Genomic DNA, 11,699 nt, shown 5'->3' with positions numbered 1-11,699 from the left:
TACCGTACAAATTATGGATATACAGCTGGATGGCGGGCTGCGCATTCCGGCGCGCGTGCTCAATGACATGCGCCGACAGGCGTTGGAGCAGCTGACACAGCAGAGAATGATCCTGCCGCCGCTGCGCGAGACCGAGAGACAAGCGGCGAATGCGACAAATCGCGGCGCATTCCGCGGCTATACCATACAGGTGCGGCAGCTCAAGCAGCTGACCGATGCCATGGCACAGCTGCCTGTGGAGACGATTTATGTTCCGGTACGTGAGCTGGTACAAAACGAAGCGCGCACGCGCGAGCTGCTTGCGCGTGGATGTGTTCTCGTTCCGGTGCTGCCGCGCATTATTTGGGACAGAGAGCAAAAACAGGTGATGCGTCAGCTGGAACAGTGCAAACAGATGGGTTGTACAGCTGCTCTGTGCGGCAATATCGCGCAGCCAAAGCTGGTACAAGCGTGCGGCATGACGGCGTTTGGCGATTTTGGACTCAATGCATGGAACAGTGAAGCGATGGAGACTCTGCGTCAGATCGGTGTGTCACGGCAGACTATATCCTATGAACTGCGTCTGCCGCAGATTCGTGACATGCAGAAGCCGATGGATACTGAGCTGATTGTGTGCGGCCGACTGCCGCTGATGATCACGGAAAACTGCATGATGACAGGCAAAAAAGGCGGCTGCCGCCGCGATGGACACGGTATTTGCGCCAAGGGTGCCTATTATCTGACCGATCGCATGGGTGCCAAATTCCCTGTGTTCCGCGAGGAGCATTGCCGAAACACCCTGTATAATTCTCAGCCGCTGTTTTTAGATCCAGAAGAATATCAGAGAACCGGTGTGACGTATGCGCGTCTGCTGTTTTCTGACGAAAGCCCACGGCAGGCGACAGAGATTGCGCGCCGTGTGATAGACGGACAGACGCCGGATTTCGGCGTCCCGATGACCCGCGGATTATACCGCAGAGGAGTAGAATAACCAATGATGACAATACGATTTCGTCGTATGCCTTCCCCGAAGGGAAAGCTCGCGCAGCTTCCGAAACATGCGACAAACGGTGCGGCAGGTGCAGATCTGCACGCCAATATTGATGAAGAACTGACCATTCCGCCGATGGGACGCGCGCTCATTCCGACCGGTCTTGCCATTGAGCTGCCGGATGCTTCGTATGGTGCGTTTGTGTTTGCGCGCAGCGGTCTGGCAGTCAAACACGGCCTGACGCTGTCCAACAGCGTCGGCGTCATTGACAGCGATTACCGCGGAGAGATTTCCGTTGGCTTGGTCAATCTGTCAAATGAAGCCTATACGATCAAGCCGGACGAGCGCATTGCGCAGCTGTGCATCCTGCCGGTTGCACAGTTCACCGCGGTAGAAGCGGACGATTTGTCGGAAACCGAGCGCGGCAGCGGCGGTTTTGGTTCGACCGGACGATAAGGAGGCAGACCGAATGATGGAATCTCGATTCCAGCCGGTGATTCTTGCCTCTCAGTCTCCGCGCCGAAAGGAATTGCTCACTCGGATCTTCTCGGAGTTTCAGGTCTGTCCCGCCCATGCGGATGAGAGTTTGACGCCGGGATTTACGCCCAAGCAAAATGTCGCCTGTCTGGCACAGCGCAAAGCACAGGCGGTAGCGCAAAGCAGCGACCCGCAGGCATTGATTATTGCATCGGACACCATTGTTGTGTGTGACGATGTAATTTTGGGCAAGCCAAAGGACGAAGCGGACGCCGTGCGAATGCTGCGTCAGCTGTCCGGAAGAACCCATCAGGTGATGACGGCCGTGTGCGTCAAAACACCGGAACGCGAGCTGACACAGGTTTCTGTGACAGATGTGACGTTCCGAACACTGCGCGAGGGTGAGGCAGAAGCCTATACAGCGACCGGCGAACCGATGGATAAAGCGGGAGCCTATGGCATTCAAGGCATGGGCGGCTTGTTTGTTGCAGGCATTGACGGAGATTATTATGGTGTCATGGGATTGCCGATTTGTATGCTGCATGAAATGCTGTGGCAGGTCGGCGTCGATGCCGGTGTGGAAAAACAGAAAGGTTGATCGAATTTGCGAAAAAATTGGAGAGCCATGGTTCATACCAGATGGTTTCCTGTTGCGGTCATTGCCGTAATCCTTTGTCTGGTGTTGACGGTCTTTACGGGAGCTGCTAAGAAAGACAGCATTATTTCGCGCACGTTAGGCGGCGTGCTGATGCCGGCAGAGCGCGGCATTACTCATGCGGCTGTCGGTGTGGCGGATACATACAATCGATTCCACAGCTATGACGAGCTGAAGGCGGAAAATGACTCGCTCAAAAAGCAGGTGACGGATCTCACCAAGAAATTGGAGTCTGCACAAGCAGATGTAGAGGAAAACAAAGAGCTGAAATCCATGCTCGGCGTATCCGAACGAAACACCGCGTTCAACTATGAACAGGCGCAGGTCATCGGCCGCACACTGGACGAGTGGTCGAGCGTTTTGACCATTGATGCCGGAAGCAAGGACGGCTTGGAAAAGCATGACTGTGTCGTTACCTCACAGGGTATGGTGGGCTACATCAGTGAGCTGACCGATCACACCGCGCAGGTGACAACTATTATTGATAAAAACATGTCGGCAGGTGCGCTTGTCACAAGAACCGGTGAAATCGGCGTGGCAGAGGGCGATTACCAGCTGATGAGCGATGGAAAACTCAAAGTCAGCTATCTGAGCAAGGGCGCAGATGTTGTCGTCGGTGATTCGGTCACGACGAGCGGCAGCGGCGGCTATTTCCCGAAGGGATTGACCATCGGTACCGTGGAGAGCATCAAGACCGAGAGCGACGGCATGTCTAACTATGCGATTATCGCGCCGATGATTAAGCTTTCCGAGCTGACGAACGTGTATATTATTACGGACACAAAAACAACCAACGCAGACTGAGGAGGCACAGCATGAAACATAAACTGCATTTTGCGGTGCGCGTTGTGTGCTGCATGTTGCTGCTTGCACTCGCTTATGTCGTGCAGAGCAGTCTGGGCGTGCGGATCTCGATTTTCAGTGTGCACATCGATTTGCTGCCGATTCTTGTCGCAGCGGTCGGCGTCGTGATGGGCTCCGGCGCGGGTCTTGCGTGCGGCTTGTTTGCCGGTCTGCTGTATGATGTGGCGGGAACCGGTGCAGAAGGCCTGTATCCGCTGTACTATCTGATCTGCGGTATTGCCTGCGGACAGCTGGGTCTCAACCGGTTTCGCAATCATCCGCTGCTCGGTACGATGCTTGGCGTAACAGGCATGATTGCCGCACTGGCGGCAATCCGCTATCTGTTCAGCTTCCAGTTTGGCAATATGAATACATGGCTGCTCATCATCAGAACCGGCCTGCAAATCATTCTTGCGCTGATTCTCAGCCCGATTGTCCTGCGCATTGTTCGCGCAATCAGCGGACAGACCAAGCGCGCGGCGATTGCGGTGGAGCAGCTGACGGAAGGAGACAGCGATGGATCGGCATAAGAAAAAACTGTTAAATCGACTGACTGTGCTTACGGCGGGTGGTTTGCTGTGCGGCTTGATCGTTGCGGCAAATTTGTTTTCGCTGCAGGTCATTCATGGCGATGAATATGCCAGCAAGGCGAGCCAGCTGTATACCTATACGAATACGATTCCGGCATCGCGCGGCGATATTTTGGACAGAAACGGCGAGACGCTGGTGTCCAACAAAACCGTATACAAACTGTGCATTACCTATGCGTTCTGGGAAAAGGACGGACAGAATGACCGCATTTTGAAGCTCGTCAATTTGATTGATGCGGATGAAGGCGCGGAGATCAATGACACGCTGCCGATTTCCAGCGGCAGACGCGGCTCGTTTGCGTTTACCAAGGACGAGGATTCCTCCGACTATAAGAGCTTGCAGAAGTTCTGCGCCAAGCAGAAGTGGGGAAAAAATCTGGACGCAGATGCAATTATGAGCAATCTGCGCACGCTGTACGAAGTGGATGGCAGTCTGGGCGCGATGGACGCGCGGAAAATCGTCGGCATTCGCTATCAGATGGAGCAGGAACAGTTCTCCATGTACAATTCGTTTACCTTGGCAACCGACATTTCGATGGATCTTGTTGTGCGCATCAGCGAACAACAGGAAAAATATGCCGGTGTAGAGGTGGAAACCTCCGCAGAGCGCGAAGTCGTGAGCGATGTCGCTGCCAATATCTTGGGATACACCGGTCCGATCTTTGCAGAGGACTGGGACAAGTATAAAGACAGTGGTTACTCGATGAATGCGCAGGTCGGCAAGACCGGTGCGGAGCAGGCATTTGAAGAATATCTGCGCGGCACAGACGGCGAGCGTGCCATTCAGACCGATGCCCGCGGCAACGTCGTGAGCGAGGAAGAGACCAAGGAAGCTAAGTCCGGCAACAACGTTATCTTGACCATTGATGCGAACCTGCAAAAGGTTGCCGAGCAGTCGCTGGCACAGCGCTGCCAGAGCATCAGCGGCGCCAAGGGCGGCGCGGCTGTCGTGGTAGACGTTCGCAACGGCGAAATTCTTGCGCTGGCGAATTATCCGACGTATAATCTGGCGACCTTTAACAAGGACTATGAAAAGCTGGCAGCCAATAAGCTGACACCGCTGCTCAATCGTTCGATTGCCGGTACCTATGCACCGGGCTCGACATTTAAGCCGGTTACGGCGGTTGCCGGTCTGGAAACCGGAAAGATTACTGCCGACACGCGCATTTATGACACGGGTATTTACACCTACTTCAAGGGCTATCACCCGAAGTGCTGGATCTACAACAAGACCGGCCGCGGCCATGGCTGGGAAGATGTCACGGATGCACTGGAAGATTCTTGTAACTACTTCTTCTTTGAAACCGGCCGTTTGGTTGGCGGTGAAAATCTGGAGAAGTATGCGAAGGCATTTGGACTCGGCGAGTATACGGGCCTGGAGCTGTCCGGTGAAAAGAAGGGCAGAGCCGCAGGTCCGACCGAGCGTGCAGAAGCACAGAAGAATGATTCGTCGCTGCGCGATTGGAGTGGAGCAGACAGCATTCAGACGGCAATCGGACAGGGCGACAATGCCTTTACGCCGCTGCAGCTGGCCAACTACTGTGCGGCGATTGCGAACAATGGCACCCAGTATGAAGCACATCTGCTGCGTTCCGTCAAGGCGTATGACTATTCCGATACGGTTTACACCCAGGAAGCAAACGTACGCAACAAGATTGAGGCGAAGGACAGCACGTGGAAGCTAGTTCAGCAAGGTATGGCGAAGGTTACCGGTGAAGACGGTACAGCATCGTCGGTATTTGCGAACTACTCCATTAAAGTTGCCGGTAAGTCCGGTACCGCGCAGATTTCCGGTACCAAGCTGGACAACGGTATCTTTATCTCGTATGCGCCGTATAAAGATCCGCAGATTGCGGTCTGCGTTGTCATTGAGGGCGGCGATTCCGGTAACAATGTAGCACCGGTTGTCCGCGACATCTATGATGCGTACTTCTACTCCGACAAAAACGGAGAGAATGGCACATCGGACGGATCGACAGGCACCAAGGATGTCGGCGCTTACGATGTCATCGCATAACAAAGGCAAAAAACTGTGCGCTTGCATCTCGCAAGCGCACAGCGATTGTAACAAATGTCAAAAAAGATAAGAGAAAACACTTGTGCAAAACATGGATTTGGTATATAATTTTATTGATTAGCAGGAGGCGTTATGACAAAAATCATTGTTATTGCATCCGGCAAGGGAGGAACAGGCAAAACCTCTCTGGCAGCAGGCGTTGGAGCAGCGCTGGCAAAGCGGGATCATAAGGTTCTCGTTGTGGACGGGGATTCCGGTCTGCGCAACCTAGACATTGTGCTTGGTATGAGCGACCGCGTGGTGTTCAGCTTTGCAGACGTCGCGTCCGGCATGATTCCGCTGACGGAAGCTGCCGCACATCATCCGGATCTGGAAAAGCTCTTCCTGCTCACCGCACCGGCGGAGCCGCTTGCGTCCGGCGCGCTGACGGCAGACGGAATGCGTTTGCTGGCGCGTCAGGCAAATGAGGAGAATTTTGATTACATTCTCATTGATGGACCGGCGGGGCTGGCGGAAGAATTTCACGCATTTGCCGCTGTGGCAGATGAGGCGATTATCATCACCTGCGGCGGCAGCGGCAGTCTGCGCGGCGCAGAGCGCATGGCGCGGGTATTGGAAGACGACGGCGTGATGCAGGTTCGTCTGGTTGTCAACCGCATTCGCAGAAGACTCATCCGCAGAGGCGCGATTGGAACGGTGGACGACGCGATGGACGCAACAGGACTGTGCCTGCTCGGCATTGTGCCGGAGGACGAAGCCGTATCCGTTGCGGCGGGTGCCGGTAAACCGGTACAGTCGGACAAGGCGAGAAGTGCAGCAGCTGCCTATCAAAACATAGCGCGGCGGCTGGATGGCGAAGAAGTACCGCTGATGCGTTTATAAAGAAACTATTGCAGCGAAAGACCGGTAAGGAGGGTGTCTGAACTTGAATATCGCATTGATTGCACATGATAAAAGAAAGGAACTGATGATCCAGTTCTGTATGGCCTACTGTGGCATTCTGTCCAAGCATAATCTTTGCGCGACAGGAACGACAGGTAAGCTGGTGGCAGATGCTACCGGTCTGAAGATTGAACGGTATCTTGCTGGTATGCAGGGCGGCGAGCAGCAGATTAGTGCCCGCGTGTCCTACAACGAGATTGATATGGTGCTGTTCTTCCGTGATCCGAACTCCAACAGCGAGTACGAGCCGGATCTGCATTCCCTGATCCGACTGTGTGACATGCATAATATTCCGATTGCAACCAACGTTGCGACGGCGGAAATGCTGGTTCTTGGTCTGGATCGCGGCGATCTGGATTGGCGCGACATCGTCAACCCGAAGCCGAAGAGATAAGGCGACAAAAGAAAAAAGAATCAGGCGGTTTCCCAGACCGCCTGTTTTTCGTCACTGTGATTTGTTCGCAGCAGAAACAAAGGGCGGCGGCACGTGAGCCGCTTGCCGGAAAGGAATAACCATTTATGGCTGAACTCATCAAAGCCCCGAAGGGCACCAAGGATATTGTACCGTCCGAGGTATACAAATGGCATTACGTGGAAGGCGTACTGCGCACCATTGCGATGGAGTATGGTTTTGAGGAAATTCGTTTCCCGAATTTTGAGCACACAGAGCTGTTTAACCGCGGTATCGGCGACACGACAGACGTTGTACAGAAGGAAATGTACACGTTTACCGACAAGGGCGGCCGCTCTGTCACCCTGCGTCCGGAAGGCACAGCATCTACAGTACGCGCGTATCTGGAGAACTCCCTGTATGCCAAGGGTCTGCCGTTCAAGGGCTATTATATTGTGCCGAACTATCGCTATGAGAACGTGCAGAAGGGTCGTCTGCGCGAGCATCATCAGTTTGGCGTAGAATGTTTCGGTGCACCGACACCGGCAACTGACGCAGAGATCATCTCTCTGGCAGATACCGCGCTCAAGCGTCTGGGCATCACCGAGGTAAAGGTACACATCAACTCGATTGGCTGTCCGAACTGCCGCCCGAAGTACTATGACATGCTCAAGGGCTATCTGAACCAGCACAAGGACTGCCTGTGTGAGGACTGTTTGAACCGTCTGGATCGCAACCCGATGCGTATTCTCGACTGCAAGCAGGAGTCCTGCAAGAAGGTTGCAGCAGATGCACCGATTGCGCTGGATTATCTGTGTGATGACTGCCGCGAGCACTTTGAAAAGGTCAAGACCTATCTGGATGATATGGGTATTGAGTACGAGATCGACACCAATATTGTGCGCGGTCTGGACTACTACACCAAGACAGTATTTGAATTTGTTTCCACCAATATCGGCGCACAAGGTACCATCTGCGGCGGCGGCCGTTACGATGGTCTGATTTCTCAGCTGGGCGGTCAGCCGACCCCGGGCATGGGCTTTGGCTGCGGCTTGGAGCGTCTGATTATGGTGATGGAAGCTGTCGGCGCACCGTTCCCGGAGCCGCCGCATACGGATATTTATCTGGCTCCGCTGGGCGATGAGGCAGATCGTCCGGTACAGAAGCTGGTGTATGACCTGCGTCAGCTCGGCGTATCCGCAGAGCGCGATCTGGTTGGCCGCGGACTGCGTGCCCAGATGAAACATGCAGACCGTATCGGTGCGCGTTTCTCCGCCGTTATCGGTGATGGTGAGCTGGAGAGCAAGGTACTGCGCGTCAAGAACATGGAGACCGGCGAGCAGACGGAGACACAACTGACAGCAGAGGCCATTGCCGCTGTTGTTATGGCATAAATATCCAAGATAAAAAGGAAGAGGTTTTTTATGAATACATCCATTCATGGCATGAAGCGCACAGTATGGTGCGGCGAGCTGCGTGCAGCGGATGCTGAAAAGGAAGTAACCGTCAACGGCTGGTGCGAGCGTACTCGCGACAACGGCGGCGTGCTGTTCCTTCTGCTGCGTGACCGCACAGGCACCATTCAGTGCACATTTGATAAGTCTGTCAATGCAGATCTGTTTGACATTGCGTTCGGTGTGCGCACCGAGTATGTGCTGGCGATTCGCGGCAAGGTTGTTCTGCGCGATGCAAATGCCATCAACAAGAAGATGCCGACCGGCGAAGTAGAAATCGCCGTTACCGATATTCGCGTGCTGTCCAAGTCGGAGACCACGCCGTTTGAGATTTCTGACAACAAGGAAGTCAATGACCAGCTGCGTCTGAAGTATCGCTATCTGGATCTGCGCCGTCCGTCCATGCAGCGCAATCTGGCTCTGCGTCATCGCGTGACCCAGATCGCCCGCAACTATTTTGACGAGCAGGGCTTCTTGGAAATCGAGACCCCGATGCTGCAAAAGTCCACGCCGGAAGGTGCCCGTGACTATCTGGTACCGTCCCGTGTACATCCGGGCAAGTTCTATGCCCTGCCGCAGTCTCCGCAGCAGTACAAGCAGCTGCTCATGCTGTCCGGCGTTGACCGCTATATGCAGATCACGCGCTGCTTCCGCGATGAGGACCTGCGTGCTGACCGTCAGCCGGAGTTTACCCAGATCGACTTGGAAATGTCCTTTGTTGAGCAGGACGATGTCATTGCTGTCAATGAAGGCTTCCTCAAGCGCGTGTTCAAGGAAGTGCTGGATGTAGATATTCAGCTGCCGCTGCCGCGCATGAAGTGGCAGGATGCCATGGACAAGTACGGCTCCGACAAGCCGGATCTGCGCTTTGGCTATGAAATCGTAGATATTTCTGATATTGCAAAGGACTGCTCCTTCAAGGTATTCAAGGGCGCAGTAGAAGAGGGCGGCACTGTTCGCCTGATTAACATCAACGGCGGCGCAGACAAGTTCCCGCGCAAGGAAATTGACAAGCTGCAGGACTTTGTCAAGACCTACCGTGCAAAGGGTCTGGCTTGGATGAAGCTGGCAGCTGACGGCAAGATGACTTCTTCGTTTGCTAAGTTCCTGTCTGAAGAGGAAATCGAGGCAATCAAGGCAAAGGCACAGGCAAAGGACGGCGACCTGCTGTTCGTTGTTGCTGACAGCGACTGGCAGACCGCAGTTACTGCACTGGGTGCTCTGCGCTGCGAGCTGGCAAAGCGTCTTGGCGTGATTGACCCGCATGACTATAAGCTGCTGTGGGTTGTTGAATTCCCGCAGTTTGAGTACAGCGAAGAAGAGAATCGCTATGTAGCAATGCATCATCCGTTCACTGCACCGATGGACGAGGATCTGGATATTCTGGAGAGCGATCCGGCAAAGGTTCGTGCTAAGGCATATGACATTATCCTCAATGGCTGTGAGCTGGGCGGCGGTTCTATCCGTATCCACTCCACCGAGACACAGGCACGCATGTTCCGTGCTCTGGGCTTCTCGGACGAAGACGCACAGGAGCGCTTTGGCCATCTGCTGACTGCGTTCAAGTACGGTGCGCCTCCGCACGGCGGCTTGGCGTATGGTCTGGATCGTCTGTGTATGCTGCTGGCTGGTCTGGATTCCATCCGCGATGTGATTGCCTTCCCGAAGGTACAGAATGCATCTGAGCTGATGACGGCTTGCCCGTCTACAGTCGATCAGAAGCAGCTGGATGAGCTGCATCTGGCACTCGCACTGGACAGCGAAGAAGAAAACTGAGAATAGACAAAAGAAGCCTCTTCCCGATGGGAAGAGGCTTCTTCTTGCAAATAAAATGATAGTGTGCTACTATCAGATAGGAAAACTTTTGTTTTCCGTGCGTCGCCGTTACGGTAGGCGGTTGTTCCCACCAAAACTCTGATCTTATTTAGAGGGGAGGTGGTACGATGGTTACATATGGAGATTTATTTCAGCTCCTGACATTCCTCGTGTCTTTTGCAACGTTCATCTGGATGATTAGCAAGAGAAAATGACCGCCCAGGTTCCAATTGTGTGGTCATCTTCACTAGATGAATCATAGGGAACAACCGTCTACAGGCGGCGCACCGTTTTTTCTATCTACAGTATACGCAAAACGGATTCGTTTGTCAAATGCTGTTTTCTCTCAAAAACCGACAAAAATTATGCAAAAATGTCTCAAAGTACGCATTTTTTGTAACCGAACTGTTGCTGAATTGTTCACAGATTGTTCGTTTCATTTCAGCAGAACGAGTGCTATAATGGTAAGCGTGAAAAGAACGCAGGCCGCACGACGCGGCTTGTTTGTATGTGGAGGAAGCAAAACGTGCCGAACGAAACCAAAAACGACTTCTGCTGTCTGATTGTCAGCGGATTTGGTGCAGGCAGTCAGGCCGGTGTCATTTTGCGTGACCATATGTGCGACAGCGGCATAGATACATTCCTGACCACACCTTCCGGAAACGAGGATCTGCGGCTGGATAAAGACCATTGGGTGCATGGCGTCCGAATGGAGTATTTGTCGCTGCGCAAACGATACCAGAGAGTTGCTCTTGTCGGCTTGTCTCTGGGCGGTGTGCTGTTGCTGCATATGCAGGATCTTGGTCCTGCTGCCAGTATTTTTGTCAATACCCCTTGCGCGTCGGAACGACAGACGCGCCTGTGGAATCGAATTTTTCAATCGGATTTACAGCCGAGAATGAGCGGCGTGCGCGCCCTGCCTGCCCGCTATCAGCTCAAGCTGTTGGTTCAGCGAACCAAAAAACGGGGAGCTGGCTGTGTCCAGTGTCCGGTCTTGGTGCTGCAGACGCGGGATGACGCTGTGTGTGATCCGTCCAATGCAGAGCATCTGTTTAAGCTGTTGCATGTGCCGGACAAGAGCCTGCGCTATTATCCGGAGGGCGGACATGATGTGCTGTGCAGCCGAACCGTGCTTGCTGTGTGCAGTGATATTTTTCAGTTCTGTTCACGCATTCGCGGACTAGAAGTCGACCCAATCAAACAAGAAGAACAATTATTGGAAGAAGAACCATTCTGAATCAACAGAATGGTTCTTTTTTATCGGTCTGCGCGCGTCATTTCTGTACTGATGCGAATAAATTCTTCCATTGCCCGGGTGATGTGTTTTTTTCTTCGGCAGTAAAAATATACGCGGCGCGTGGAAATATCCTCGTCTAAGCGGAAATAGCACAGAGAATCCGGCTGCTGGGTGTGATGTAATATCGTCTCACTGATGACAGCGGCACCGAGACCGCTGCACGCTGCCTGATACGATGTGGTCAGCTGATCTAGCTCCAGACGAATGTCTGGGTGCAGTTGATACCGCGCACACAGCTGGTCAAAGCG

General features: G+C 53.6%; 12 protein-coding genes. 11 read left to right on the top strand and 1 reads right to left on the bottom strand.

Going from position 1 to position 11,699, the window contains the following annotated elements:
- The 11 genes from ACR0P9_RS02640 to ACR0P9_RS02590 form a co-directional block, all read left to right on the top strand.
- Nucleotides 1-970 (top strand): DUF3656 domain-containing U32 family peptidase (locus tag ACR0P9_RS02640; protein ID WP_432617300.1); only part of this gene is annotated, 970 nt, incomplete at its 5' end.
- Between the two features lie 3 nt (nucleotides 971-973).
- On the top strand, nucleotides 974-1,426 hold the full coding sequence (gene dut, locus ACR0P9_RS02635; RefSeq protein WP_432617299.1) for a dUTP diphosphatase: 453 nt from the start codon (nucleotides 974-976) through the stop codon (nucleotides 1,424-1,426).
- A gap of 13 nt (nucleotides 1,427-1,439) precedes the next feature.
- Nucleotides 1,440-2,045, top strand: a complete 606-nt coding sequence (locus tag ACR0P9_RS02630) for a Maf family protein (protein ID WP_432617298.1) — start codon at nucleotides 1,440-1,442, stop codon at nucleotides 2,043-2,045.
- Between the two features lie 27 nt (nucleotides 2,046-2,072).
- Nucleotides 2,073-2,906 carry a rod shape-determining protein MreC gene (gene mreC / locus ACR0P9_RS02625; protein ID WP_432617297.1) on the top strand — a complete coding sequence of 278 codons (834 nt, stop codon included), beginning with the start codon at nucleotides 2,073-2,075 and terminating at the stop codon, nucleotides 2,904-2,906.
- Nucleotides 2,907-2,917: 11 nt separating this feature from the next.
- Nucleotides 2,918-3,475: a hypothetical protein gene (locus ACR0P9_RS02620; RefSeq protein ID WP_432617296.1), complete on the top strand. Its 558-nt coding sequence runs from the start codon at nucleotides 2,918-2,920 to the stop codon at nucleotides 3,473-3,475.
- Entirely contained in the window at nucleotides 3,462-5,552 is a 2,091-nt protein-coding gene (locus ACR0P9_RS02615) for a penicillin-binding transpeptidase domain-containing protein (protein ID WP_432617295.1), read from the top strand. The genes ACR0P9_RS02620 and ACR0P9_RS02615 overlap by 14 nt, the downstream gene beginning before the upstream one ends.
- A 132-nt stretch (nucleotides 5,553-5,684) precedes the next feature.
- Complete coding sequence (minD, locus tag ACR0P9_RS02610) at nucleotides 5,685-6,434, top strand: septum site-determining protein MinD (RefSeq protein ID WP_432617294.1); 750 nt, start codon at nucleotides 5,685-5,687, stop codon at nucleotides 6,432-6,434.
- Between the two features lie 43 nt (nucleotides 6,435-6,477).
- Complete coding sequence (mgsA, locus tag ACR0P9_RS02605; protein WP_216470039.1) at nucleotides 6,478-6,888, top strand: methylglyoxal synthase; 411 nt, start codon at nucleotides 6,478-6,480, stop codon at nucleotides 6,886-6,888.
- Nucleotides 6,889-7,013: 125 nt separating this feature from the next.
- Nucleotides 7,014-8,279 carry a histidine--tRNA ligase gene (gene hisS, locus ACR0P9_RS02600; protein WP_432617293.1) on the top strand — a complete coding sequence of 422 codons (1,266 nt, stop codon included), beginning with the start codon at nucleotides 7,014-7,016 and terminating at the stop codon, nucleotides 8,277-8,279.
- 30 nt (nucleotides 8,280-8,309) lie between these two features.
- Nucleotides 8,310-10,115: an aspartate--tRNA ligase gene (aspS, locus tag ACR0P9_RS02595; RefSeq protein WP_432617292.1), complete on the top strand. Its 1,806-nt coding sequence runs from the start codon at nucleotides 8,310-8,312 to the stop codon at nucleotides 10,113-10,115.
- Between the two features lie 565 nt (nucleotides 10,116-10,680).
- Nucleotides 10,681-11,391 carry an alpha/beta hydrolase gene (locus ACR0P9_RS02590; protein ID WP_432617291.1) on the top strand — a complete coding sequence of 237 codons (711 nt, stop codon included), beginning with the start codon at nucleotides 10,681-10,683 and terminating at the stop codon, nucleotides 11,389-11,391.
- A 20-nt stretch (nucleotides 11,392-11,411) separates the two neighbouring features.
- On the opposite strand, the gene ACR0P9_RS02585 is transcribed toward ACR0P9_RS02590, so the two are convergent.
- Nucleotides 11,412-11,699, bottom strand: a 288-nt coding sequence (locus ACR0P9_RS02585; RefSeq protein ID WP_432617290.1) for a LysR family transcriptional regulator substrate-binding protein, incomplete at its 5' end; no start/stop codon positions are given.

Origin of the sequence: Butyricicoccus sp., from assembly GCF_050872565.1 — a bacterium.
GTDB lineage: Bacteria > Bacillota > Clostridia > Oscillospirales > Butyricicoccaceae > Butyricicoccus_A.
This window is presented reverse-complemented; position numbering and strand designations above follow the sequence as displayed.

Excerpts from the sequence above, each read along its gene's own strand:
- ACR0P9_RS02620 (WP_432617296.1), top strand. The coding sequence starts at position 2,918 with ATGAAACATAAACTGCATTTTGCGGTGCGCGTTGTGTGCTGCATGTTG.
- minD (WP_432617294.1), top strand. The coding sequence starts at position 5,685 with ATGACAAAAATCATTGTTATTGCATCCGGCAAGGGAGGAACAGGCAAA.
- mreC (WP_432617297.1), top strand. The coding sequence starts at position 2,073 with ATGGTTCATACCAGATGGTTTCCTGTTGCGGTCATTGCCGTAATCCTT.
- ACR0P9_RS02630 (WP_432617298.1), top strand. The coding sequence starts at position 1,440 with ATGATGGAATCTCGATTCCAGCCGGTGATTCTTGCCTCTCAGTCTCCG.
- aspS (WP_432617292.1), top strand. The coding sequence starts at position 8,310 with ATGAATACATCCATTCATGGCATGAAGCGCACAGTATGGTGCGGCGAG.
- hisS (WP_432617293.1), top strand. The coding sequence starts at position 7,014 with ATGGCTGAACTCATCAAAGCCCCGAAGGGCACCAAGGATATTGTACCG.
- ACR0P9_RS02615 (WP_432617295.1), top strand. The coding sequence starts at position 3,462 with ATGGATCGGCATAAGAAAAAACTGTTAAATCGACTGACTGTGCTTACG.
- dut (WP_432617299.1), top strand. The coding sequence starts at position 974 with ATGATGACAATACGATTTCGTCGTATGCCTTCCCCGAAGGGAAAGCTC.